This window comes from Agromyces sp. NBRC 114283, assembly GCF_030268405.1.
GTDB classification, from domain to species: domain Bacteria; phylum Actinomycetota; class Actinomycetes; order Actinomycetales; family Microbacteriaceae; genus Agromyces; species Agromyces mediolanus.
This window is the reverse complement of the sequence record NZ_BSQP01000001.1, coordinates 1847622-1872446: the sequence shown is the minus strand read 5'-3', so window position 1 is coordinate 1872446 and position 24825 is coordinate 1847622. Positions and strand designations below refer to the sequence as shown.

At 71.2% G+C, this 24825-nt stretch carries 21 protein-coding genes and 1 tRNA gene; 13 read left to right on the top strand and 9 right to left on the bottom strand.

Annotated features, from left to right (window positions below; all coding sequences use genetic code 11):
• The first annotated feature begins 41 nt into the window (after window positions 1-41).
• Window positions 42-305 carry a putative antibiotic biosynthesis monooxygenase gene (locus QSJ60_RS09020; protein ID WP_230766125.1) on the top strand — a complete coding sequence of 88 codons (264 nt, stop codon included), beginning with the start codon at window positions 42-44 and terminating at the stop codon, window positions 303-305.
• A gap of 96 nt (window positions 306-401) precedes the next feature.
• On the opposite strand, the gene QSJ60_RS09015 is transcribed toward QSJ60_RS09020, so the two are convergent.
• Window positions 402-1802, bottom strand: coding sequence for an APC family permease (locus QSJ60_RS09015; protein ID WP_189084616.1), 1401 nt, complete (start codon window positions 1800-1802; stop codon window positions 402-404).
• A 208-nt stretch (window positions 1803-2010) separates the two neighbouring features.
• Here QSJ60_RS09015 and QSJ60_RS09010 point away from each other — a divergent pair, with 208 nt between their 5' ends.
• Window positions 2011-2550, top strand: a complete 540-nt coding sequence (locus QSJ60_RS09010) for an Rv1352/Rv1906c domain-containing protein (protein WP_285463378.1) — start codon at window positions 2011-2013, stop codon at window positions 2548-2550.
• Between the two features lie 194 nt (window positions 2551-2744).
• Here the strand turns inward: QSJ60_RS09010 and QSJ60_RS09005 are convergent, their stop codons facing one another.
• Window positions 2745-3680, bottom strand: a complete 936-nt coding sequence (locus QSJ60_RS09005) for a LysR family transcriptional regulator (RefSeq protein ID WP_285463377.1) — start codon at window positions 3678-3680, stop codon at window positions 2745-2747.
• A gap of 71 nt (window positions 3681-3751) precedes the next feature.
• Between QSJ60_RS09005 and QSJ60_RS09000 the strand changes: the two genes are divergently transcribed.
• From QSJ60_RS09000 to QSJ60_RS08975, 6 genes are all read left to right on the top strand, one after another.
• Complete coding sequence (locus QSJ60_RS09000; protein WP_285463376.1) at window positions 3752-5488, top strand: L-aspartate oxidase; 1737 nt, start codon at window positions 3752-3754, stop codon at window positions 5486-5488.
• A 108-nt stretch (window positions 5489-5596) separates the two neighbouring features.
• Window positions 5597-6139 (top strand): RNA polymerase sigma factor, encoded by a 543-nt coding sequence (locus QSJ60_RS08995; protein ID WP_285463375.1) that lies wholly within the window; start codon window positions 5597-5599, stop codon window positions 6137-6139.
• On the top strand, window positions 6127-7071 hold the full coding sequence (locus QSJ60_RS08990; protein WP_285463374.1) for a hypothetical protein: 945 nt from the start codon (window positions 6127-6129) through the stop codon (window positions 7069-7071). Before QSJ60_RS08995 ends, QSJ60_RS08990 begins: the two co-directional genes overlap by 13 nt.
• A 39-nt stretch (window positions 7072-7110) precedes the next feature.
• Window positions 7111-7584, top strand: a complete 474-nt coding sequence (locus tag QSJ60_RS08985) for a hypothetical protein (protein ID WP_352230683.1) — start codon at window positions 7111-7113, stop codon at window positions 7582-7584.
• A gap of 129 nt (window positions 7585-7713) precedes the next feature.
• Window positions 7714-8334 (top strand): ClpP family protease, encoded by a 621-nt coding sequence (locus tag QSJ60_RS08980; RefSeq protein ID WP_230766145.1) that lies wholly within the window; start codon window positions 7714-7716, stop codon window positions 8332-8334.
• Entirely contained in the window at window positions 8331-8960 is a 630-nt protein-coding gene (locus QSJ60_RS08975) for a ClpP family protease (protein ID WP_285463372.1), read from the top strand. The genes QSJ60_RS08980 and QSJ60_RS08975 overlap by 4 nt, the downstream gene beginning before the upstream one ends.
• Here QSJ60_RS08975 and QSJ60_RS08970 read toward each other — a convergent pair.
• Window positions 8942-9343, bottom strand: a complete 402-nt coding sequence (locus QSJ60_RS08970) for a helix-turn-helix domain-containing protein (RefSeq protein ID WP_285463371.1) — start codon at window positions 9341-9343, stop codon at window positions 8942-8944. The genes QSJ60_RS08975 and QSJ60_RS08970 overlap by 19 nt on opposite strands.
• A 234-nt stretch (window positions 9344-9577) precedes the next feature.
• On the opposite strand from QSJ60_RS08970, the gene QSJ60_RS08965 reads away from it, so the two are divergent.
• On the top strand, window positions 9578-11464 hold the full coding sequence (locus QSJ60_RS08965; protein ID WP_285463370.1) for an LPXTG cell wall anchor domain-containing protein: 1887 nt from the start codon (window positions 9578-9580) through the stop codon (window positions 11462-11464).
• Window positions 11465-11526: 62 nt separating this feature from the next.
• Here the strand turns inward: QSJ60_RS08965 and QSJ60_RS08960 are convergent, their stop codons facing one another.
• Window positions 11527-12189 carry a response regulator transcription factor gene (locus tag QSJ60_RS08960; RefSeq protein ID WP_285465285.1) on the bottom strand — a complete coding sequence of 221 codons (663 nt, stop codon included), beginning with the start codon at window positions 12187-12189 and terminating at the stop codon, window positions 11527-11529.
• Between the two features lie 2 nt (window positions 12190-12191).
• Window positions 12192-13943 (bottom strand): sensor histidine kinase, encoded by a 1752-nt coding sequence (locus QSJ60_RS08955; protein WP_285463369.1) that lies wholly within the window; start codon window positions 13941-13943, stop codon window positions 12192-12194.
• A 153-nt stretch (window positions 13944-14096) separates the two neighbouring features.
• On the opposite strand from QSJ60_RS08955, the gene QSJ60_RS08950 reads away from it, so the two are divergent.
• Together QSJ60_RS08950 and QSJ60_RS08945 are read left to right on the top strand one after the other, a co-directional pair.
• Window positions 14097-15776, top strand: a complete 1680-nt coding sequence (locus QSJ60_RS08950; RefSeq protein ID WP_285463367.1) for a serine hydrolase — start codon at window positions 14097-14099, stop codon at window positions 15774-15776.
• A gap of 89 nt (window positions 15777-15865) precedes the next feature.
• Window positions 15866-16021, top strand: a complete 156-nt coding sequence (locus QSJ60_RS08945) for a hypothetical protein (RefSeq protein ID WP_285463366.1) — start codon at window positions 15866-15868, stop codon at window positions 16019-16021.
• 56 nt (window positions 16022-16077) lie between these two features.
• Here QSJ60_RS08945 and QSJ60_RS08940 read toward each other — a convergent pair.
• Window positions 16078-16151, bottom strand: a tRNA-Met gene (locus tag QSJ60_RS08940).
• A 360-nt stretch (window positions 16152-16511) separates the two neighbouring features.
• Here QSJ60_RS08940 and QSJ60_RS08935 point away from each other — a divergent pair.
• Window positions 16512-17864, top strand: coding sequence for a glycoside hydrolase family 18 protein (locus tag QSJ60_RS08935; protein WP_285463365.1), 1353 nt, complete (start codon window positions 16512-16514; stop codon window positions 17862-17864).
• Between the two features lie 67 nt (window positions 17865-17931).
• Here QSJ60_RS08935 and QSJ60_RS08930 read toward each other — a convergent pair whose 3' ends face one another.
• The 3 genes from QSJ60_RS08930 to QSJ60_RS08920 all read right to left on the bottom strand — a co-directional run bounded on the left by QSJ60_RS08930 (window position 17932) and on the right by QSJ60_RS08920 (window position 22964).
• Window positions 17932-18783, bottom strand: a complete 852-nt coding sequence (locus QSJ60_RS08930; RefSeq protein WP_285463364.1) for a class I SAM-dependent methyltransferase — start codon at window positions 18781-18783, stop codon at window positions 17932-17934.
• The gene (locus QSJ60_RS08925; protein WP_285463362.1) at window positions 18780-21704 is read right to left on the bottom strand and encodes a UPF0182 family membrane protein; all 2925 of its coding nucleotides are present in this window, start codon (window positions 21702-21704) and stop codon (window positions 18780-18782) included. The genes QSJ60_RS08930 and QSJ60_RS08925 overlap by 4 nt, the downstream gene beginning before the upstream one ends.
• Window positions 21705-21836: 132 nt before the next feature.
• On the bottom strand, window positions 21837-22964 hold the full coding sequence (locus QSJ60_RS08920; protein WP_285463361.1) for a YlbL family protein: 1128 nt from the start codon (window positions 22962-22964) through the stop codon (window positions 21837-21839).
• A 207-nt stretch (window positions 22965-23171) separates the two neighbouring features.
• Between QSJ60_RS08920 and QSJ60_RS08915 the strand changes: the two genes are divergently transcribed.
• A complete protein-coding gene (locus QSJ60_RS08915; RefSeq protein WP_285465283.1) occupies window positions 23172-24491 on the top strand; it encodes a zinc-dependent metalloprotease in 1320 nt (439 codons plus the stop codon).
• Window positions 24492-24825: the final 334 nt, after the last annotated feature.

Below are 24825 nucleotides of genomic sequence, written 5' to 3'. Positions count from 1 at the left end.
CAACCGTTCAGTTGGAAGCAACCAAACAGTTGGAGAATGCCATGTCGACCGAACCGCCCACCCCGAGCCCGACCGCTCCCGCCGGCGCGCCCGCGGCGCCGCCCTCGATCCATCTGCGTGCCGCGCTCACCTGGCTCGCCATCTTCCCGCTCGTCGCGATCGGCATGCTCGCCTTCGCCCCGCTCTGGGCGGACTGGAACCCCGTGCTTCGCGCGCTGCTGCTCACCGCGATCGTGGTGCCGCTCGCGGTCTACCTCGTGGTGCCGCGCCTGCTGGCCGGGTACGGGCGGCTGCGCCGGCGCTGAGCGGGGCGGACCGCCGAGCGGAGCAGACGTGCCGACGGGCCCGGGATCGGCGATCCCGGGCCCGTCCGCGCCGAGCGGCGCGATCGCTCGCGGCGACTACTCGTCGACCACCTTGTTGAACCCGGTCACCGGCTGCGCCTCGTCGAAGGCCGCGACCTTCCGGCGGAACCCGCGGGTCAGGACGAGCAGGTAGACGAAGCCGATCACGGCCCAGGCCATGCCGCCGATCAGCGCGTCGACGTGCAGGTTCGCCCAGAGGACGCCGGTGAGCACCATGCCGATCCCCGGCAGCACGATGAAGGTGAAGATGTCCTTCGGGGTGCGCCGACGGCCCTTGCGGATCGCGAACCAGGCGATGACCGAGACGTTCACGAAGGTGAACGCGATGAGCGCACCGAAGTTGATGAACGCGGCGATGAGCTCGAGGGTGAAGGCCGCGGCCAGCAGGCTGATCACGCCGACGAGCACGATGTTGAAGGTCGGCGTGTGCGTCTTCGGGTTGATGTACCCGAAGAAGCGCTTCGGCAGCACGTTGTTGCGACCCATCACGAGCAGCATGCGCGAGACGGAGGCGTGCGACGCGAGGCCGGAGGCGAGCGTCGCCGCGAAGCCCGCGGCGGTGAGGATCGCCTGGAACACGGGCCCGCCGACCTGGAGGCCGATCTCGGGGAGCGTGCTGTCCTCGATCGCCTCGACGGGGAAGGCGTCGGAGGACGGGAAGCGGAGCTGGGTGAAGTACGCCGCGACAAGGAAGATCGCGCCGCCGATGACGACGGTCAGCAGGATCGCCTTCGGCATGATCTTCGGCGTCTTCGCCTCTTCGGCGTACATCGTGACCGCGTCGAAGCCGATGAACGAGAAGCACACGATCGTCGCGCCCATCAGCACCGCGCCGAGGGTCACGCCGTCGTGCAGGAACGGCTGCATGGAGGCGACGGTGCCCTGCCCCTCGCCGCGCATGAGCTGCGCGAACACCATCACCACGAAGACGGCCATCACGACGATCGAGAAGACCAGCAGCAGCATGTTGATGTTCGAGGTGCCCCGCATCGTGAGGTAGATCACCGAGGTGACGAGGGCGCAGTAGATCACAACCCAGATCCAGCCCGGGATCTCGGGGAACAGCGCCTCGAGGTAGCTGCGGATGATGAGGCAGTTCACCATCGGCAGCAGCACGTAGTCGATGAGCGAGGTCCAGCCGACCATGAACCCGACGTTGGGGTGGATCGACTCCCGCGCGTAGGTGTAGGCGGAGCCCGCGCTCGGGATCGCACCGGCCATCTTGCCGTAGCTGATCGCCGTGAACATCATCACGATGAGCGCCACGAGGTACGCGGCCGGGACGACGTTGTCCGTATCGCGAGCGACCATGCCGAAGGTGTCGAACACCACGGTCGGGGTCATGTACCCCAGGCCGAGGCCGACGATGGCCCACAGTCCGAGGTTCCGCTTGAGGCTGGCGCCCTTGCTCGGGGCGCTCACCGACGTTGAAGCCATGCTCTCTCCTTCATGAGCCGTGCGCGGCACCAGGAGGCGAGAACCAACGGTGTTCGGCGCCGGACAAGCATGCCATAGATGGCCGCCCCGGATGCGCACCCGCGAGCGGGGCACATTCCCCGCAGGCGACCCCTGAACTGGGGAGGATTCCTCAGTGCCGGTAGGCCATACTGCTACGAGTGCCTGCAACCGACCCGAGGAGCGGACGATGGAGTTCCATCTGCCTGCCAACCGGTTGCTGCTCCCCTTGATCGGCATCTCCATGATCGCCACGGCGGCGGTCGCCGCGACCATCACGATCTGGGCGACGGACGAGGCCAGGATCGTCGAGCTCGAGGCGCAGGTGCAGCTCGACCGGGACCGCGCCGACCGGCTCGTCGAACAGCTCGGCGCCTACGAGGACCAGGATGCCGGGCTGCAGGCCCGCGAGCGGGCGCTCGCCGAGCGGGAGGCGGCGCTCGTCGCCCGCGAGCAGGCGGTCGCCGCGGCGGAGGCCGCGCTGCCGGTCGCGGCGCTCGAGGACGGGCGCTGGTACACGGGCGGCACCTCGATGATGCCGGGGACCTATGAGGCCGTGTCCGGCGACGAGGCGTGCATGTGGTCGATCTCGGTCGCGGACCCGGCGGAACCGGGGGCCGGCGCGTTGCTCGAAGCCGGTCAGGGGGCGGGCGACCCCGTCTCGATCGTCGTCGAAGCCGGGCAGGACTTCAGCTCGACGGGCTGCGTCGGCTGGGAGCGCGTCGGCTGACGCGCTGCTCAGGGGCCGCCCGGCCGCTGATCCACGCTTCGAGTTCGGGTCAGGAAGCGGTGAGCTGCGGTGTGCTGGCGGCCCCTGCGAGCACGGCTCCAGCCTGACGCAGACAGCTCAGGATCAGCTCAAGTCCAGCTCAAGAAGCCGTTCGGATCGACGCAGAAACGCGGGCGGCGCAGCCTGCGACCGGGTCAGGCCCCGACGAGCCGCATCGTGTCGCCCGCGCGGGCGGCGAACGCCGTGGCCGTCGCCGCGATCGTGCGCTGCATCACGCCCACGGCGATGGTGGGCGCGACATCGGCCGGCCGGGCGAGGCTGATCGTGCGGGTGAGCGTCTCGCCGCGCAGCCGGACCGAGCGGAGCCCCGGACGGTCGATGAGCACCATCGCCGGCACGATCGCGACGCCGAGCCCGCGCTCGGCGAAGCGCAGCACGGCATCCATCTCGGCTCCTTCGAGCACGACCTCGGGCGAGAGTCCGGCGGCACGGAACGCGCCGTCGGTCGCGCTGCGCAGGTCGTAGCTCGAACTGAACACGATCTGCGGGAGCGCGGCGAGCTCGGCGAGGGAGATGCGGTCCCCCGCGACCACCGGCGGTGCCGCCGCCGAGGAGACGACGACCAGCTCCTCGTCAATGAGCGGGACGACGGAGAAGCGGTCGGCGGCCGTGGCATCCGACGTCGTGATCAGCGCGAGGTCCAGCTCCCCGCCGGCCAGCTCGTCGAGGAGGCGCCGAGAGCCCTGCTCCGACAGGTGCAGCTCGATCGCCGGGTGCGCCGTGTGGAAGACGCTGAGCACCTCCGCGACGAGGCTGATGCAGAGCGTGGGCGTCGCGCCGAGCCGCACCCGCCCGCGTTCGAGCCCGGCGAGCTCGGCGAGCTCGCGCCGGACCGACTCAGCGTCGGCGAGCATGCGCCGCGCGAGCGGCAGCAGGGACTCGCCGGCCACCGTGAGCGTCGCCCCGGTGCGGGCGCGGTGGAAGAGCTCGGCGCCGAGGTCCTGTTCCAGCGCCGCGATCTGCCGGCTCAGCGAGGGCTGCGCGAGATGGAGCTCCGACGCGGCCCTCGTGAAATTGCCGAGGCGCGCGACCGCGACGAAGCCGCGCAGCTGCTCGAGGTTCACATTCATAGCCTAAGCGCATCGTGATGACTCTATAAATGCATTGGAGGAATCGACGCGATCGACCTAACCTCGGGCGCATGCAGACCTCAGAACGGCAAATCTCCACCAGCGTGCTCGCGATCGGCACCGGCGGCTCCGGCCTCCGCGCCGCCATCGAACTCGCCGAGGCCGGCGTCGACGTGCTCGCGCTCGGCAAGCGCCCCAAGTCGGACGCCCACACCTCGCTCGCGGCCGGCGGCATCAACGCCGCGCTCGCGACCATGGACGCCGAGGACAGCTGGCAGCAGCACGCCGCCGACACGCTCAAGGAGAGCTACCTCCTCGCCGACCCGCACACGGTCGAGACCGTCACCAAGCATGCCGCTCGAGGCATCGACGACCTCGAACGCTACGGCATGCCCTTCGCCCGCGAAGCGGACGGCCGGATCTCCCAGCGCTTCTTCGGCGCCCACACCTACCGCCGCACGGCCTTCGCCGGCGACTACACGGGGCTCGAGATCCAGCGCACCCTGATCAACCGCGCCGCGCAGCTCGACATCCCGGTCCTCGACACCGTCTACGTCACCCGCATCCTCGTGAACGACGACGGCGCGGTCTTCGGCGCCTACGGCTTCGACCTCGAGACCGGCACCAGGTACCTCATCCACGCCGACGCCGTCATCCTCGCCGCCGGCGGGCACAACCGCATCTGGCGGCGCACCTCTTCGCGCCGCGACGAGAACACGGGCGACTCCTTCCGCCTCGCCGTCGAGGCCGGCGGACGCATCCGCGACCCCGAGCTGGTGCAGTTCCACCCCTCGGGCATCCTCGAGCCGGAGAGCGCGGCCGGCACGCTCGTCTCCGAGGCGGCCCGAGGCGAGGGCGGCATCCTCCGCAACGGCCTCGGCGAGCGCTTCATGCCGAAGTACGACCCCGAGCGCGCCGAGCTGTCCACCCGCGACCGCGTCGCCCTCGCGTGCTACACCGAGATCGCGGAGGGGCGCGGCACGCCGAACGGCGGGGTCTGGCTCGACGTCTCGCACCTCCCCCGCGAGACGATCATGACCCGGCTCCCCCGGGTCTACCAGACGATGCTCGAGCTGCAGATGCTCGACATCACGAAGGAGCCGATCGAGATCGCGCCCACCGCGCACTACTCGATGGGCGGCGTCTGGGTGCGCTCGGAGGACCACTCGACGGATGTTCCGGGCCTCTACGCGATCGGCGAGGCCGCGAGCGGCCTGCACGGCGCGAACCGCCTCGGCGGGAACTCGCTCATCGAGCTGCTCGTCTACGGCCGGCTCGTCGGACAGGCCGCCGCGGCCTACTCCGCCGGGCTGCCGGCGCAGTCCCGCTCCGCGGAGGCGGTCACGACCGCGCGCGAGGAGATCGCCGCGCTCCTGGCCGCCGACGGGCCCGAGAACGTGCGGGCCCTGCAGCGCGCCATCCGCGACACCATGACCGAGCACGCGGGCGTCGTCCGCTCCGAGGAGGGGCTGCGCGCCGGGCTCGCGGAGCTCGACGCGATCGAGGCGCGGATCGCCCAGGTGGGCGTCCACCCCGACATCGCCGGCTTCCAGGACCTCGCGCACGCCTTCGACCTGAAGTCCGCCGCGCTCGCCGCCCGCGCGACCCTGGAGGCGGCGCTCGAGCGCCGCGAGACCCGCGGCTGCCACAACCGCAGCGACTACCCGGAGCTCGACCCGACGCTGCAGGTCAACCTCGTCTGGTCGCCCTCGACCGGCGTGGTGCGCGAGTCCATCCCGGAGATCCCCGCCGAGATCGCCGAGCTGATGGGCGGCGAGATCTCGCTGGCCGGCAAGCTCGTCGAGTAGCGGCCCGAGCGGCTCGACTTCAGTCCCGGGCGGCTCGTGCAGCCGGGTCGCCCGGGATTCGAAGCGATGAGTAACGAAACACCCTCGGCTGGAAACAGGGATGATGTGATGGTGTCCAGTTCCCGAGCGCAGCGCCTCGCCGCAGGCGAGCGCGAGTTCGAGGAGCTCTTCCGCACCTATCACGCGGTGATCGTCGCTGCGGCGTTCAACCGATTGAGCGACCGGACCGACGCCGAGGATGCCGCGGCCGAGGTCTTCGCGCAGGCCTGGCGCCGCCGCGACGATGCGCAGGTGTTCACGCTCGCCTGGCTCTACGCCACGCTGCGCAACATCGTCGGCAACACCTATCGCGGTCGGAGTCGCCACCTGCGGCGCGCCGAGCGCGTCGAGCACGAGGTCGAGGCGCAGCACGCGCTCGCGTCCGAGGACGTGCTCGAGGTGCGCCTCGCGGTCAACCGGCTCGACGAGGCCGACCGCGAGGTGATCTGGATGGCGTACTGGGAGGACCTGGGTCGGGAGGAGATGGCCGAGATCCTCGGCTGCTCCATCGCGGCCGTCCGGGTCCGGCTGCACCGCGCACGACGACGTCTCGAGCAGTTGCTCGCGCTCGATCCGGCATCGACGGTGAAGGAGGACGCATGGACGAGTTGACCCGCAGACTGGACGCCGCGCGCCCGGCACTGCCCCGCCGAGGCGATCCGCTCGCGGCGGCGACGGAGGAGCGGATGCGCGGGATCGTGCACGCGGCCGAGCCGAGATCCCGCCGACCGCTCTACTTCTCGGTGGCCGCCGCCGTGGTCGTGTTCCTCGCGGCGACGATCGGCTTCGTCGCGCTCGGCAAGCCCAGCGCCAGCTTCGCTGCGGCGACCCCGCCGCTGCTCGAACCCACCCCCGTCGACGGCGCACCGAAGGACCTGCTGATGCAGCTGAGCGAGAACATCGCGCCGACGGGCGCGACGGGGACCGTGCGGTTCCAATCCTGGTCGTTGTCGCTCGTCATCGGCGAGGGCGGTGCGGTCGAGCAGTCGAGCATCGAACCCGAGGTCCGCACCATCGAGCATGGGGACGGCGGGTCGAGGGTCGAGGTGCGCCGCGGCCAGCCGTACGACTCCGACGGCGTGCCGACCGAGGTCGAGGGCTACGACGTCGGCTCCGTGATCTGGGAGCAGGAGTTCGGCCCAGGCGAGTACGCCTTCGTCTTCGGCACAGCGCCGACGACGGCCGCCGAGTTCGGCCCCTTCCTCGAGCAGCCGCTCGGGCGGACCGGCATCACCACCGGCGACGCCCTGCTGCAGCTCGGCAACCTGCTGAGCGAGCAGCGACTCGACGCCGAGCAGCTCCGGGCCGCGCTCCGGTTCCTGGCGGAGCGGCCCGATCTCCGAGTCGAGGGGGCGGTCGAGGACCGGCTCGGGCGCGCCGGCCTCTCGTTCGTGACCGAGAGCCGGTCGCCCGGCGAGTACGCTGAGCGCATCATCGTCTCCGACGAAGGACTCGGTATCCTCTCGATCGAGACGACGTACATCGGGCACGACCGCACGGATATCCCGAGTCCTGCGGTCATCAACTACACCGCCTGGGAGTAGCCGAACCCGCACCGGATCGGGAACGAGAGGACCTGAACCGTGATGCTCCCCCGAATCGCCGCCGCCGCGCTCGTCGCCGCCGCCGTCGTGCTCGCCCCGCTGCCCGCCGTCGCCGCGACCGCATCGGAGGACCCGGGCCTCCAGCAGCGGATCGACGCGGTGCTCGCCGAGTTCCCCGGGGGCACGCAGACGGGTCCCGACGAGGTCAGCTGGCAGGACGGCGCGGTGGTGCTCACGCTCGAGAGCGAGGGGCAGCTCGCGGCCCGTTCGGTGGGCTCCTGCGCGACCGGAACCCACTGCGTCTACAGCGGCAGCGGGCTGTCCGGCTCGAAGCTCACGTTCTCGACGTGCAGCACCCAGTCCGTTGCCCCGCTCGGCGCGCCCGTCGCGTCGATCGCGAACGCCCGCTCCGTCGTCGTCCGCGCGTACAACAGCATCGGCGTCGTCGGATCCGTCTCGGCGAACGGGTCCGCGAACACCGGCTCGTGGGGCGTGACGAAGGTCGGCTGCTGACGAAGCGCGCCGCCCCGCACCCGTCCGCGCTGCCGTGAGCGGCACCGCTCCGGGCAGTGCTGCCGAGCGCAGCACTGCCCGTGGCAGCATCGCTCCCCGCCCGGGCCCTCGCCCGCCCACGCTGGAGGCATGAGCGAAGCGACTCCCACCATCCAGCCGATCGACGCCGAGCTGACCGCCCGGCTGTTCCACGAACGCATCATCGTGCTCGGCGACGAGCTCGACCAGCAGGGCGGCAACCGGCTCTGCGCGCAGCTGATCGCCCTCGCCGGCGACGACCCCCGTCGCGACATCCGCTTCTGGATCAACTCCCCCGGAGGTTCGGTGTCGGCGATGCTCGCCATCGCCGACCTCATGCGCTCCATCCCGAACGACGTCGCGACGATCGCCTACGGCATCGCGGCGAGCGCGGGCCAGTTCCTGCTGACCGCCGGCACCCCGGGCAAGCGCTTCGCGCTGCCGCACACCCGGATCCTCATGCACCAGGGCTCGGCGGGCATCGGCGGCACGGCCGTCGACATCGAGCTGCAGGCCGACGACCTCCGGCACATGCGGGACACGGTGCTCGGCATCACCGCCGCGAACACCGGGCAGCCGATCGAGCGGATCGCCGAGGACTCGCTGCGCGACCGCTGGTACACGGCCGAGCAGGCCGTTGCCTACGGCTTCATCGACCGCGTCGTCGACGGCTTCGACGAGATGTTCCCGAGGGCCGAGCGGCCCCTGACCGGACTGCAGGTGACGGCATGACCAGCTACACGATCCCCCACGTCGTCGAGCGGCGCGGGAACTCGGAACGCTCCCTCGACGTGTACAGCCGGCTGCTCTCGGAGCGCATCGTCTATCTCGGCACTGAGATCGACGACGGCGTCGCGAACGTGCTGATCGCGCAGTTCCTGCACCTCGCCTCGGAATCCAGCGAAACGCCGATCAGCCTCTACCTGAACTCGCCGGGCGGCTCGCCGGGCGCGGCGCTCGCCGTCTACGACACGATGCAGCACATTCGGCCGGATGTCGCGACCACCTGCGTCGGCCAGGCCGCCGGCCCCGCCGCGGTGCTCCTCGCCGGCGGGGCGAAGGGGCAGCGCGCGATCCTGCCGCACGGCCGCGTTGTGCTGCACCAGCCGTCCTCGCAGGGTCGCGGCACGATCCCCGACCTCATCCTGCACGCCGACGAGGTCGTCCGCGTTCGCGCCGAGCTCGAAGCGGCCCTCGCCGCCGACACCGGCCGAGACGTGGCCGCCCTGCGACGCGACACCGATCGGGACCTCATCCTGCCCGCCGAGGCCGCCGTCGAGTACGGTCTCGCCGACCGGGTGCTGGGCGCCCGGGTCAGCGACGGGACTGGCGCGGCCGACTACGCCGCGAGCAGATAGGCGCCGCCCTGCGGCGGGGCGAGCTCCGTGCCGCCGCGGGGCGCCGGCGAGACCGAGCGTGCGAGCTCCACGAGCTCGCGGCGCTCCGTCTCGCGTCGCGCCGCTTCGTGGCGGGTCTCGAGCGCCGCGCCGACCCGCCGCACGACGTCGTGAAGCTCGAGGCCGAGCGCCTCGGTGACCGCGCCCAGGATCTCGCTCGAGGGCTCCTTGCGTCCGCGCTCGATCTCCGAGAGGTACTGCGGTGAGACGCCGGCCTCGGCGGCGACCTCGGTGAGGATGCGTTCCTGCTCGAGCCGCTCGGCGCGGAGGACCTCGCCGAGCGCCTCGCGCCAGAGCGGCTTCGGACGGCGACGGATCGGCTGGAAATCGACGAGCTCACCCATGTCCCGAGGCTACGCACTGCGGCAACCGAGCGATACGTCGATCCGCTGAGAGCAGAACGGCGGGAGCGACGGCCGGGCCGGGCAGACCCGCGACCTGGGTCCATTCCGGCGCGCCCCGGGCCTCCGCAGACTTGTCGCGGTCGTTCTGCGGCGGACCCCAGGGGGTGCTCCCGTCGCCGAGCGGTCGGCGTCGGCGTCCCGGTCGATGTCACCGATCGATCCGAGGTACGACGAATGAACAAGCTCACCACCCCGCTCACGGTGGCCGTGCTCGCCGCGGGGCTCACCCTCGGCGGCGCCGGCTTCGCCGCACCCGCCCTGGCCGAGGACGCCGGCGGGCCACCACCCGGCGCCGCCGTGGCGCCCCCTCCGAACGACGTGCCGGCCGCCGACACGTCTCAGAGCGAGCGCCCGGCCGCCGAAGCGCTCGTCCCCGATGCAGCCGATGCAGCCGACGAAGCAGGCCCGGCGGACGAGGCGGGCGACGAAGCCCCACCTGCCGCCGACCCGCTCGCCATCGATGCGCCCGGCACGATCTTCGCCGACTTCGCGCTCTCCCGGGTGACCCTGGCCGGCGGCGCTGCGATGGGCTCGCCCGTCGGCTCGATGTCCGCCGTCCACACCGCGGTGGGTGCCGACACGCGCGACGTGTACCACGTGACGGGCGAGACCGCGGGCTTCGGCGTCGGTATCGACGGCTCCGCGGTCTTCGAGGTCGTGATGCTCGGCACCGGCACCGGCTACTGGCTCAGCACCCGGGTCCACGCCACCGGGGACCTCGCCTCGGCCTCGTGCCGAGTGTACCAGGGCGACCCGCGGAGCGGCGGCGTCCCTGCAGCCGTCAGCCCGTTCACCTGCGCCACGGTGGAGACGCAGAACTGGCCGAACACGCGATTCACGTTCACCGTCGCGCTCAACCGCTACGTCGAGACCGGCGGCGTGATGAAGACGACCGGACCGATCAGCCTCACCGGCGGGCACTACGAGTTCGACGTGCCCTACGGAGTCGCCGGGGCCGCCGAGCTCGGGAAGGACGCCAGCACCCACTTCGAGACCGTCGTCCGCGACGGCGATCACCCCATGTACGCCGACAACGCGCGGGTCGAGTTCGTCTACCAGATCGTCGACGACGGGACGAAGACGAAGTTCTGGGTCGCCGGGTGGTCGAACAACTACCGCGGCGTCCAGTTCGCACGCGACGGCACGTGCTTCGTCCTCGATCGGGACCCGCTCGCGGACGGAGCCCCGTCGCTCGAGCACTCCGCGCGCGTCAAGGTCTCGCCCTACAGCTGCGAGCTCACCAACGAGCGCTGGAACGGCCCCGGCTACGGCGCGTACGAGGCGGAGTTCACCGTGAAGCGCCGCGCGATGACCGTGCTCGACGGCTCGGGCACCGGTCCGAACACGCTGGAGGCGCGCGAGCTCATCGACAAGGTCTGCGGCGCCAACGCCGACGACTGCGGGTTGAGCCTCGCCAGCGCGACCGATGTGCAGGGCAAGGTGCGGCCCATGTCGGAGACCGTGCTGAACGGCGGCGATGCACCCGTGAGCCCGACGAAGAGCGTGACCTCCTCGGAGACGGTCACGAACTCGGGCGGGTTCAAGTTCACGATCAAGAGCTCCTGGACGGGCCTCGGAGCCAAGTGGGAGGCCGCACTCGAGGTGAACTACCAACGCTCGGTCGCCACGAGCACCTCCACGACGCTGAGCTTGCCGATCGCGACCCCGCCGCACACGAAGTCGTGGTGGGAGGGATCACCGCCGATGGTCCGCACGCAGGGCACCGTCATCGTGCTGAAGGACGGGATCTACTACGAGATCGTCAATGTGACGGCCGATTTCCCGAACACCAGCGAAGGCGCGCAGTGGGTCATCACGCAGCGCTACGAGCCGTACCTCGGCGCACCGCAGGGCCCCGGCGCTCCCGGCACGGACACTCCGCCGGCCCGCGTGGCGGCTGTGGCCGCCGACGGCACCGGGGCGGGCGGGCGCGGTTCGCTCGCTTCGACCGGCACCGACGGGTCCAGCCTGCTGGCGTGGGCCGTGGTCGGCGCAGTCCTGCTCCTCGGCGGCGGGGCACTCGCCCGCACCCGACGTCGCCGAGCACGCACCGGTGGCTAGGGGCGCCCCGGTTCGCGGCGAGCCCCCGGCACCTGCGGGTGCCGGGGGCTTCGTCGTGCGCGTCACGGCCGGGTTCGCGCCGTGTCCGCCGAGGCCGCGAGGAAGCGGACGACCGCGAGGACCCGGCGGTGGTCGTCAGCGTCGACCGGCAGCCCCAGCGCGTCGTAGATGTTCGAGGTGTGCTGCACCACGGCCTTCTCGCTAAGGAACAGCTGCGCGGCGATCGCGGCGTTGCTGCGCCCCTCGGCCATGAGCCCGAGCACCTCCCGCTGTCGGGCGGTCAGCGCGCCGATCACGCCGTCCCCTCGGCTGGCGCGCGCGACCATGACCGAGACCACCTCGGGATCGAGGACCGTCCCGCCCTCCGCGACGCGACGCAGGCTCGAAGTGAAGGTGTTCACATCGGCGATCCGTTGCTTGAGCAGATAGCCGACGCCACCGCTGTCCTGGTTCACGAGCTCGGTCGCAAGGCGGCGCTGCACATGCTGGGAGAGGACGACGACGCCGATCTCGGGGTGCGAGCGACGGATGCGAAGCGCCGAGACCAGGCCTTCGTCGGTGTGGCTCGGCGGCATGCGGATGTCGGTGATGGCGAGATCCGGCAGATGCCGTCCGACCTCGCGCTCGAGCTGGACGGCGGTTCCGACCGCGGCGAGCACGGTCACCCCGTCCTCCTCGAGCACGTGCGCGAGGCCCTCGCGCAGCAGGACCTCGTCTTCGGCGATGACTACTCGTACGGCAGCTCCACCCTCACTCGTGTTCCCGCGTCCGCGTCCGAGTCGATCTCGAACGTCCCGTCGATGGCCGCGACGCGGTCGGCCAGGCCGCGGAGGCCGGTGCCGCCGTTCAGGCGGGCACCGCCGACGCCGTCGTCGCGGACCTCCAGCTCGAGGCGCGCCCCGCTCCGTCGCACCGCGACATGCACCATCGAGGCGCGGGCGTGCTTCACCGCGTTGGCCAGAAGCTCCGCCAGCACGAAGTAGGCGGTGTGGACCGTCGCATCCGGGAGTCCGGAGTCGTCGAGCTCCGCATCCAGCGTCGCGGGGATCTCGAGCCGGTCGACGAGGTCTTCGGCCGCCGGCGCCAGCCCCTGCTCGAGGAGGCTGGCCGGCAGCACGTTGTGCACGAGGCCGCGCAGATCGGCCGCCGCCGCGTCGATCCCGCGGCGCAGTTGCTCGGCCGCGGCGCTGGTCGCCGGCGAGGCGTCGGCCGAATTCGCGATCGTCTGCGCTTCCAGGGCGAGGAGCACGAGCTGGACCTGCAGTCCGTCGTGCAGGTCGCGGGTGATCCGGTAGCGCTCCCGGTAGGTGGCCTCGACGAGGCGCAGGCGCGAACGGACGAGCTCGCGGTTGCTGACGAGCAGTTCGCTCGTCAGGTGCTCGCGATCGATCGCGATGGCGAGCACCTCCCCCGCTCGGCGCACCGTCGACGGCTCCCCGATCATCCGCGCGTCGTACTCGATCGCTCCGACGAGACGCTCGTCGACGCGCACCTCTACCCAGCCGCGATCCTCGGCGTCGTCCCGCTCGACCTCGACGCCCGTCTCGTCGATGTACCGCTCCCGGTCCGCCGCCCAGTAGACGACGCGCAACGAGTCGTCGCCGAGGGTCGCCGCCAGCGCACGGCCGACCGCCGGTCGGTTCGCGCCGCCGATCGCGAGCCAAGCGCTGAGCGCCTCGAGCGCGGTCGTCCGCCGGAACCCGCCGAGCAGCACCCCCAGGAGGAAGGCGATCGGGAGCCCCGCGAGCAGCGAGAGCTGGAGCACGCCCACGACCGGTTGGTCGAGCCCGAAGGCGCGCACCAGGAGCGGGATGGTCGGCACCAGCAGGACCGAGAGGATGCCGTAGGTGAAGAGCGGCAGCAGCACCCGCCGGTGTCGCCGGTCCGCGGTGATGAGCCGTCGGGTGAGCACGACGGCGGTCACGACCATGACGGCGATCCCGAGGCCCGTCTGCGCCACGTCGAAGACCTCGACCTCCCGACCGGTGAGGGGCGGCAGGACGGCCTTGACGAGGTCGAACCCGACGGCCACCACGTAGCCGAGGATCACCGCGGCGATCGAGAGCCGGCCCCGAAGCCGACCGGAGGGGAACGCGTGCAGCAGATGCACGGTGATCGCGAGCACGCTCGTCGCGAAGATCGAGTTGATCACGGCGAACGCCGGGACGGGAACGTTCGCCATGCCGCCGAGATAGATGCCGATGCCACCGATGATGAGCAGCGGCCCGATGCCGTTGCCCGGACGGCGCCACCAGGCGATGAGCCCCGCGGCGATCCAGGTCCAGAACACCAGGGTGAAGGCCCCGACCGGCCAGAAGATCGGCGTGTAGGCGAGACCCGCACCGAGCTGGGCGACCCCGAGCAGTACGGCGAGGGCGAGGATGACGCGCAGCGCGCGGGTGAGCGATCCGTCCCGAACCCCGCGGAGGCGGGATGGAGCGGAGCGCGGCACCGGCGGACTCGGCGACTGCGACGTCATGCCACTGAACCTACCGGCCGGCCCCCGGTGCACCGGAATAGGCCTAGGCCCCATCTTCGCGCGCGCCGACGATGGCCGACCTAGGTCCATTGCCGGTGCGCGCACGCAGTCCTAGCGTGATCGACGAATTCGCCGAGGGAAGGGCCTTGCACCATGCGCGCACGCGTCAACACGAGTTCGAGAGCGACGGGCCGTCGAGGCGCCGTCGCCGTCACCGCATCCGTGCTGCTCATCGGAGTCACCGCCGGCTGCACCGCCGGGGCCGCCGCGCGCGACGCGGGCGGCTCCACGATCTCCGTCGAGGCCGGCGACGCCCCCAATCAGGACGTGATGCCGCTCCCCACCGACCGCGCCTCCGCCGTCGCGGCCGCGCTGAAGAAGCTCCCCGACCACGTCGAGGAGGCCCTCGAGCGCAGCGGAGTCCCCGGCGCGCAGGTCGCGGTCGTCTCGAACGGCGAGACCGTCTACCAGGGGGCCTTCGGGGTGCGGGATGTCACCACCGGCGAGGAGGTGGACGACGACACCCTCTTCATGATCGCGTCGCTGTCGAAGCCGATCTCGTCCACGGTCGTCTCGAAGGCCATCACCGAGGATCCGGAGCTCTCCTGGTCGACGCCGGTCCGCGAGCTCATGCCGGACTTCGAGATGGGCGATCCCTACGTGACCGCCGAGGCCCGGATCGGCGACTACTTCGCCCACCGCACCGGCATCCCGACCGGTGGCGGCGACGACTTCGAGGACCTCGGCTTCGACCGCGACTACATCCTGGCCCACCTCCGCCAGATCCCGCTCGCGCCCTTCCGGATCACGTATCAGTACTCCAACTTCGGACTCACCACCGGGGCGCAGGCGGTCGCCGTCTCGCGCGGCGAGACCTGGGAGCAGACGGCCGAGGAGCTGCTGTTCGAGCCGCTCGGGATGACGTCGACCACGAACTCGCACGCCGAGTTCCTCGCTGAGCCGAATCGCGCCGTCCAGCACGTCCGTCTCGGCGAGCAGGACTTCCAACCGGAGTTCGACCGGGACCCGGACGCCGAGGCGCCGGCGGGCGGCATCGCCTCGACGGCGGGCGACCTCACGAAGTGGATGACACTGGTGCTCGACGACGGGAAGCTCGACGGGAAGCCGTTCATCGATCCAGCGGTGCTCACCGAGGCGTTCTCGGCGCAGATCGTGAGCTCGCACAACGCGACGCTCGACCAGCGGCCGGGACACTACGGCTTCGGCATCAACGTCGGCTCCGGCGCCGGCGGTCGCGTGGTGCTGAGCCACTCCGGCGGATTCGGACTGGGCACCGCGACGGCGGCATCGCTCGTGCCCGATCTCGAGCTCGGCATCGTGGTGCTCACGAACGGTGCGCCGATCGGCGTCCCGGAAGCGGTGGCCCAGGAGTTCCTCGACGACGTCATGTACGGCGCGCAGACGCGGGACTGGGTGGAGCTGACCGCCGGGTACTTCGCGAGCTTCAACGCCCCGGCCGGCGACCTCGCCGGCGAGGAGCCCCCGGCCGATGCCACCCCGTCGGGGCCGGTCGGCGACTACGTCGGCACGTACGAGAGCCCGTACTTCGGCACGCTCACGGTCACCGAGCAGGGCGGATCGCTGCAGGGCGCGATGGGACCCGACGGCGGCTACACCTTCGCGATCGAGCCTTGGGACGGCGACACGCTCTCCTTCGCCCCGCACGGGGAGAACGCACTGCCGGGCTCGCTGTCCTCCGCAGTGTTCGCCCGCGAGGGCGGCGCGATCACCGGTGTCACGATGAGCTACTTCAACTCCTACCCGCAGGTCGAGGAGCCCTCCGGGCTCGGGGTGTTCACGAAGATCGGCTGAGTCCGGGCGCCGGCTCCTCCGCGGCCGGGTCTCGCGGGCCCGGCCGCGGAGGAGTAGCGTCATCGGACACACCGACGTCAGGAGTCGCGATGCCGCACGACACGAACGACGAGCTCCGCTCCGAGCGCGAGGAGCAGGAGCGGCACCGGCAGAGGCTGCGCGACGAAGAGCCCGCGGCGGCGGACGGGGAGTCCCGCGACGTCGGCTCCCAGGACGAGCGACGCAAGGAAGACCGTCGTCTCTGACCGCGCAGCCGGAAAAGATCGAGGCCCGGAATCTGACGATTCCGGGCCTCGTTTTGTTGCGGGGGCAGGATTTGAACCTACGACCTCTGGGTTATGAGCCCAGCGAGCTACCGAGCTGCTCCACCCCGCGGCACAAGAGATAACACTAGCACGGGTTTCGCAGGCCGTCCAATCGACCCCCGGCACAGGAAGGACGGATGCCTCGCGCGCGGCGCTTCCGCAGGCTCCAGGAAGCCCCTCGGAGGCGATCGGCAGCCCCACAGACCACCCCTGCCGAGGGTGCAGTATGTGCACACTTCGGGGGACAGAACTGTCGATGCGCCACAGCGGATCCAGGAGTTCTCACGAGGCATCCACCATCGTTTGTCAGGAGTCTTTCCAAACTCCGCTCGCCTTGCTAGCTTCCTGCGGAACGTCGCCCACCGAGCGCCGCAGCCGCGGCGCGACGACGACGGATCACCCAGCGCCCGTTCCGATCGATGAGGATCCCATGACACGACGCAGACTGCTCCACCCGCTCGCCGCCCTCGGCGCGGCCACCGCCATGGTCGCGGTCGCCGCCGCAGCGCCGGCCGCCGCCAAGCCGCACCATCAGCCGAGCGGCCCGGAGGAGATCAACGGCTACCGCGCCGTCGGCTACCTGATGGCCGACTCCCCCGTCACCCGGGACGTGCAGGTCAAGGACCTGTTCACCACCGGGGCGATCGAGGACGTCACCCACCTGAACTACGCCTTCGGCAACGTCACGTCGAACCTCAGGTGCGAGATCACGAACGTGCCGGGCGAGGGCGACGCCTACAACGACTACCTGCGCCTCGTCGGCCCGCAGGACTCCGTCGACGGCAAGAACGACAAGACGAACAAGCACCAGCGCATCGCCGGCAACTTCAACCAGCTGCTCAAGCTCAAGGAGCGCAGCCCGGACACGAAGGTGCTCATCTCCCTCGGCGGGTGGACCTGGTCCGACCACTTCTCGGAGGCTGCCGCGACCCCCGAGCGCCGCACCGCGCTCGTCTCGTCGTGCATCGACGTGTACCTGAAGGGCGACCTGCCTCAGATCGGCACCTTCGGCGGCCCCGGCGCCGCTGCCGGGATCTTCGACGGCATCGACCTCGACTGGGAGTGGCCGGTGAACGGCGGCGAGACGGGCAACGCCTCCCCCGCGGACCGCGAGAACTTCCTCGCGCTCATGGAGGAGTTCCGCGCCCAGCTCGACGCCTACGGCGAGCAGACCGGCGAGGACTACCTCCTCACCGCGTTCGCCCCCGCCGGCGGCTGGAACACGAACGCGGGCGGCTGGACCGACCCCCGGCTCTTCGAGGTCGTCGACTGGCTCAACATCCAGGGCTACGACTACGCGGGCGGATGGACCGGGAACACCGGCCATCAGGGCAACCTCCACCCCGACGGGACGAACAACTGGGGGCTCGCCCTCGACAACGCCGTCGGCCTGTACACCGCGGCCGGCGCCGACCCGGCCCAGCTGAACATCGGCCTCGCCGCCTACGGGCAGGGCTGGAGCGGCGTGACCGTCGGGGACCGGGCGGGCTGGACGCCCGACCCGGCGGTGACGGCGATCGGCACGAAGCCGTACTTCGAGATCCGCTCGCTCGGGCAGGGGTACTTCGACCCGGCGATCGGCGCATCGTGGCGCTACGACGCCGCGAGCAGCGAGTGGTGGAGCTTCGACGACGCGAACTCGGTCCGCGCGAAGGCCGCCTGGCTTGCCGAGCAGGGCCTCGGCGGCGCCATGTGGTGGGACCTCTCGGGCGACTACCGCAACGAACTCGGCGGGGCGCTCGGCGACGCGCTGCGCGACGCCGAGGAGGGCCCGCTCGACTGAGCGCGCACACCGGGAGGGGTCGCGACATGGTCGCGGCCCCTCCTGCCGTGCCGAACCGGAGCCCGGTTCAGGGAGCCAGGGCGACGAGCTCCATGCTGAGCGGCGCCCAGCGCGTGCCCGGCCAGCCGTAGAGGCCGTGCCCCTGCGGCACCGTCGCCGGGAAGATGCGCCACGGCACCTGATACTGCTCGGCGAACTCCTCGACCGTGAGCCCGGCCTCGCGCAGGCCGCCGAGCACCGCGCTCAGCGGGTGCATCCACTCCCAGGTGCGCGTGTGCTGCAGGCGCGCCTCGGGATCGGCGTAGTCCTCCCCGCTGTCGACCACGTCCGGCTCGTCGCCCGCGTACGCGTAGCGCAGGCTGGGCAGGCCGTCGGGGCCGTCGTCGCCGTCGAGCATGTACGCGGCCGGATGCCCATCGGCGAAGTAGAGCCGTCCGCCGGGCTTCAGGTACCAGGCGACGATGCGCGCCCATTCGGCCACGTCGGGCAGCCAGCCGATCGTGCCCCACGTGGTGAACACGAGGTCGAACGACTCGGGCTCGGGCAGCATGTGCCGGGCGTCGTACACATTCGCCTCGATGAAGCGGGCGCGCTCGGCGAGGCCGAGCTCCTCCGCCATCCGCCTGGCCTCCTCGACCGCCGGCTGCGAGAAGTCGATGCCGACGACGGTCGCCCCGAGCTGCGCGAGCGACAGCGAGTCGGAGCCGAAGTGGCACTGCAGGTGCAGCACGCGCACGCCCTCGAGCCCATCGGGGAACAGCCGCTCGATGCCGGCGGCCGCGATGGGGTCGAGCAGGCTGCCGCCCGCGCGCAGGGCGCTCCGATCGTAGAACTCGGAGGCGACGTGCAGCGGCACGCGCTCGTCCCAGTTCGCCCGGTTCGCTTCGAGCCACTCCCCCGCGCGCGGGTCGACGGTCACTGCCCGGCCGTCTTCTCGGACTCCGCCAGCGCGATCATCTTCGAGACGAGGTCGGCGAGCTTCGCGTCGGCGGCGCCGTACGCAGTCCAGTCGCCGGAGGCGAGGGCCGCCTGCTTGTCCGAGATGGCCTGCTTGGCCTGGTTCAGGAGCGACTGCATCTCGCTGCTCGGCGCCGTCGGCGTCGTGCCGTCACCGGGATCGGTGCTCGGCTCGTCGGGGTTGCCGCCCTCCTGCCCGGTGCCCGGTTCGACCTGCTCGTCACCGGCGGACGCACCCGAGTCGCCGCCGAACAGCACGTTCAGCGCCTGGTCGAGCGTGTCCTGGAAGGCGATCTGGTCGCCGAAGGCGACGAGCACCTTCTGCAGCAGCGGATAGCTCGTGCCACCGGTCGACTTCACGTAGACCGGCTGGACGTACAGCAGACCGCCGCCGACCGGCACCGTGAGCAGGTTGCCGTTGATCACGTCGGACTGCCCCTGCTTCAGGAGGTTCAGCGACTGGGACACGGTCGGATCGGAGTTGAACTTCGCCTGCACCTGGCCCGGGCCGGGCACGTTGTCGTCCTCCGGCAGGGTCAGCAGCCGCAGCTTGCCGTAGCCCTCCGAGCGTTCGCCGTCGCTCGAGCCGGCGTCGGAGTCGACCGCGAGGTAGCCTCGCAGCACGTTCCGGCTGTTCTCGCCGCGCGCGTCCGGGATGAACGTCGAGTAGAGCGAGTACGCCGGCGAGTCCTGGCCCGGCATCTGCATCGTCAGGTAGTACGGCGGCTGCAGCGCGTTGCTCTGCGCGGAGGCCGTCGGCTCCTTCGGCGTCGTCCAGGCGTCCTCACGCGAATAGAACGGGTCGGCGTCGGTGACGTGGTACCGGCCGAGCACGGCCCGCTGCACCTTGAACAGGTCGGACGGGTAGCGCACGTGGCTCATGAGATCGCCCGACATCTTGCTGATCGGCTCGAGCGTCGACGGGAAGACCTTCTGCCAGGTCTGCAGGATCGGGTCGGACTCGTCCCACGCGTACAGCGTGACCTTGCCGTCGTACGCGTCGACGGTCGCCTTGACCGAGTTGCGGATGTAGTTGATCTCGTCGAACGCGAGCGACGGCGCGGCGCCCTCGCTGTCGGCGATCGCCTCGCTGAGGCTGACCTTGTTCGAGTACGGGTACTGGTCGGTCATCGTGTAGCCGTCGACGATCCAGACCAGCCGGCCGTCCACCACCGAGGGGTAAGTGTCGGAGTCGAGCTCCAGGTACGGCGCGACCTTCTTGACGCGGTCGATCGGGTCGCGGTCGTAGAGGATCTGCGACTCCTCGTTCACCGCGTCGGAGAGGAAGATCTGCTCCGACTGGAACTTCAGCGCGTAGATGAGCTTCGTGAACGCGTTGTCCAGCTTCGGCCCGCCGTCGCCCGTGAAGGTCGTCTCGGTGCGCTCGGAGCCCTCGGTGCCCGATGGGTAGTCGAGCTCGACGGCCTTCGAGCCCTCGGGCGCGCCGACGATCGAGTAGTTCGGCGAGTGCTCGCCGAAGTACACGCGCGGCTCGAACTCTCCGAGCGAGCCGGTCTGCGGGATGCCCGACTGGATGAACACCGGCTGCCCGTCGGAGGAGCGCTGGTTGCCCGCGGCGGCGACGAGGCCGTACCCGTGCGTGTAGACGATGTGCGTGTTGTACCAGGTGGCCGCGTCGCTCAGGCCCTCGAGGTTGAGGTCGCGCACCGCGACGATCGCGTCCTGGGACTTGCCGTCGATCTCGTAGCGGTCGACGTCGAGGCTCTGCGGGAACTGGTAGTACTGGCGGAACTGCTCGAGCTGGCCGAAGGCCTGGCTGATCTGCTGCGGGTCCATCAGGCGGATCGAGGCGGTCGTCTCGGCATCCGCCCGGAGCGCGCCCGGCTCGGCGTCGGTCTTCGCCGCGTACGGGATCTCCTCGACCGTGTCGACGCCATAGGCGTCGCGGGTCAGGTCGATGTTGCGCTGGAGATACGGCGCCTCGGCCGTTCGCGCGTTCGGCTCGACCTGGAAGCGCTGCACCACCCACGGGTAGATGGAGCCGATGATGAGGCTCGACACGAGCAGCAGCACGGTGCCGACGAGCGGCAGCCGCCAGCGGCCCATGATGGCGGTGACGAAGAACAGGATGGCGACGCCGATGGCGATCGCGGCGAGGATCCACTGCCCGGGGATGACCGCGTTGACATCGGTGTAGCTCGCACCGGTGAACAGGGTGCCCTGCTCGGTCACGGTGGCGTACTGGTCGAGCCAGATGCTGACGCCCTGCAGCAGCAGGTAGAGGCCCGCGGTGATCGCGATCTGCACGCGCGCCGACTTCGAGATGACGACCTCGCGACCGGAGACGCGGATGGCGCCGTAGAGGTAGTTCGTCGCGATCACGAGCAAGCCCGAGAGCAGCACGACGGCGGAGGCGAAGCCCACGATGGAGCGGTAGAACGGCAGCTCGAACACGTAGAAGCCGACGTCGAGGCCGAACTGCGGGTCGGTCGTGCCGAACGGGGTGCGGTTCAGCCAGGCGAGCGCGGCGTCCCAGCGCGAGGCGGTCGAGACGCCGGCGAACACGCCGAGGACGACGGGGATGCCGTACATCGCGAGGCGGCGGAGCGGCTCGAAGACCTCCTGGTAGCGGTCGAGCTGCGAGTTGAGCTTCGCGTACACCGGACGCGTGCGGTAGGCGATGAAGATCGAGGCCCAGACCGGCAGCGCCATCGCGACGAAGCCGATGAGGAAGAGGGCGATCCGGGCGATCCACTCGGTGGCGAGGACGTCGAAGAAGCCCAGCTGGCGGAACCAGAGGATGTCGGCGTAGACCCCGGCGAAGAGGAAGAACCCGACCAGCAGTACGGCGACCACCCCGATCGTGATCGCGATGGGCGCCCTGCGGCGCGACGGACGGGGGTCTTGCGTCTCTGCTGACACTCTGGCCTCTGTGGTTCGGTCGGAACGGAGTCGGTCGGAATGGATCGAACACCCATCCTAGGCGGCCGAGTCTTGGAGCTTGCCCGGAACGGGGCGGGGAACCGCCCCGCGATGAGGGGTGGCGTCGCGGGGTCAGCCCGCGCTGCAGCTCGCGTACTCGCCGTCGACCGCGCCGTCGGCGACGTCCTCGACGATCGTCCGCGCCTGGTCGAGCGTCTCGACGGAGAACACGGTGAGCCCGTCGGGCACGTTGCCGACGACCTCGTTGCAGTTCGACGCGGGGGCCAGGAACCACGTCGAGCCCGCGTCGAGCGCGCCCCACATCTTCTGGCGGATGCCTCCGATCGGCCCGACCGCCCCGGCCGAGTCGATCGTGCCCGTGCCGGCGATGCTCTCGCCGCCGGTGAGGTCGCCGGGGGTCAGCGTGTCGACGATGCCGAGCGCGAACATCATGCCCGCGCTCGGGCCGCCCACGTCGTCGAGCTGGATCTCGACGTCGATGGGGAAGTCGTAGACCATGCGCACCCCGATGCCGAGGATCGCGGTGCCGCCGTTGTCGACCGGGGTGAGCTCGACCGACTGCTCGGCGCCGTCCCGGCTGATGACCAGCGCCACGGGCGACTCGGTCCCGTGCGCCTGCACGGCCTCGCGCAGCTCGGCGATCGAGTGCACCGGCTGCCCGGCGACCGACTCGATGACGTCGCCCTCCTGCAGCACACCCGCGGCGGGCGTGCCCTCGGCGGAGCCGGTGACGGTGACCTCGCGGGGGAAGTCGTAGCCGAGTTCGACGAGCGCCGCGGCGATCGCGTCCTGCTGGGAGTCGACCATCGCCGCCTGGTTCCGCTGGTCGCGGTCGCTCTCGCTGATGCCGGGCGGGAAGATCGCCTCGACGGGGACCACCGACTTCGTGCGGTCGAACCAGGAGCCGAGCACCTCGAGCCAGTTCGGCGTGCGCCCCGGCTTGCCGACGACCGAGACCGTGAGCAGGTTGAGCTCGCCGTCGGTCGGGTACGTCTGCTCGCCGGGCACGGCGATGAGGGGCCGCTCCTCGCCGTCGTGCTCCTGCGAGCCGAGCGTGTTGTACACCGGCCCCGGCTGCTCGATGACGTACGGCGAGGGCAGCAGGGCGAAGACGACGCCGACGACGAGGGCGACGCTGACCGCCGCCCAGCCGATGCGCTCCCGCAGCGTGCGACGGCCGACGGCAGGGTCGTGGCGCCAGCGGGGGTCGGCCTGGGGCTCGTCCTCGAAGAGGCTCACGCGGTCATCCTTCCAGGCTCTGCCTTCGGCGCAGCTCGGGCGCTGTTCGCGAAGGGCGGACACCCGGAACGCCCAGCCTAGGCCATTTCCCAGTCACGTCACCGTGCGCCCGCGTTAGCGTTGAACCCGACGCGACTGGAGGTGGCGCACGTGGCCGATCGAGGCGAAGACCCGAGCGAGCAGAACCCCGAGGAGGAGTTCCGCGAAATGCTCCGCGAGCTGCTCTCCGGCTCCGGCGGCATCGACCCGTCCAAATTGGCCGGCGCGGCGGGCCTTCCCAACGACCCGGCGAGCATCGCCGCGCTCTTCTCGCAGCTGCAGCAGGCGATGAACCACGCCGACGACGGCATCGACTGGTCAGTGGCGCTGAAGCAGGGCGAGCAGCACGCGGCGAACGGCCAGCGCCAGCTCGACGACGCCGAGCGCTCCCGCTTCGACCAGGCCTTCCAGGTCGCGGCGCTCTGGCTCGACGAGACCGTCGACGTGACCGCCCTGCCCTCGCCGCCCGAGCTGCTGACCCGGCGCGCCTGGGTCGCGGCGACCATGCCGGTGTGGACGCAGCTGGCCGAGCCCGTCGCCCTCTCGATCTCCGACGCGCTGACCCGGGTCATGAGCGAGCAGGCGCCCGAGGAGATGCGGCAGATGGTGCAGGGCGCCAGCCGCATGATGCGCAGCATCGGCGGGGCGCTCTTCGCCATGCAGCTCGGCCAGGTCGTCGGGCAGCTCTCGGCCGAGGTGGTCTCGGGCGGCGACATCGGCATCCCGATCATCGAGGACGGCCGCGCCGCCGTGCTGCCGCAGAACGTGGCCGCGTTCGGCGACGGCCTCGACGTCGATTCGAGCGAGGTCGAGCTCTACCTGGCGGTGCGGGAGCTCGCGCATGCGCGGCTGTTCCGGCACGCGAAGTGGTTGCGCCTGCACTTCATCACGGCGATCACCTCCTTCGCCCGCGGCATCGACATCGACACCGGGCGGCTCGAGGAGCTCGCCGAGAGCTTCGACCCTTCGAACACCGAGGCGCTGCGCGAGGCCGTCGTGAGCGGTGCGCTCATCCGGCCGAAGAGCGAGGCCCAGCAGGCCGCGCTCGCGCGCATCGAGACGATGCTCGCCCTCGTCGAGGGCTGGGTGGACGTCGTCACGGCCGAGGCGACCGCCCGCCTGCCGAAGTCGGTCGCGATCGCCGAGACGATCCGCCGCCGGCGGGCGTCCGGCGGCCCTGCGGAGTCGGCGCTCGCGACGCTCGTCGGCCTCGAGCTGCGGCCGCGGCGCCTGCGCGAGGCCGCGGCGATGTGGCGGGCGGTGACCGACGCCGTCGGCGTCGAGCAGCGCGACGCGATGTGGTCGCACCCCGATCTGCTGCCCACGGCCGCCGACCTCGACGACCCCGCGGTGCTCATCGCACGGCTGACGGGCGAGACCCCGATCGACGCCGAGGACGCCGAGTTCGACGAGGCGCTCGAGCAGCTGCTCCGCGGCGAGACGCCCGCCGGGCCCGGCGAGGACGGCGAGGAGCCGCCGAAGGCCTGAGCCAGAACGGTCGGCGTCGCGCGAACGCGGACGCCGACCGGATCACGGCCTGTGGATGGCCCGGGCCACCCCGGGCGCTCGTGCGCCAGGCTCTCGGGATGACCCTCCGACTCGACCCGGCGCTGCCCCTCGTCTGGCGTTCACCCACCGAGCTGCAGATCGGCGCGAGCCGTCCCGCCCTGGTCCTGCGCGATCCGGGCGAGTTGGAGAACGCGGTGCTCGCGCTGCTCCAGCGCGGGGCCGGGCGCGACGCCCTGCACGCCATCGTCTCGACCCTCGGCATCCCCGCCGCGCGGCTGGACGCGCTCCTCGAGCTCCTCTCCCCCGCGCTGCG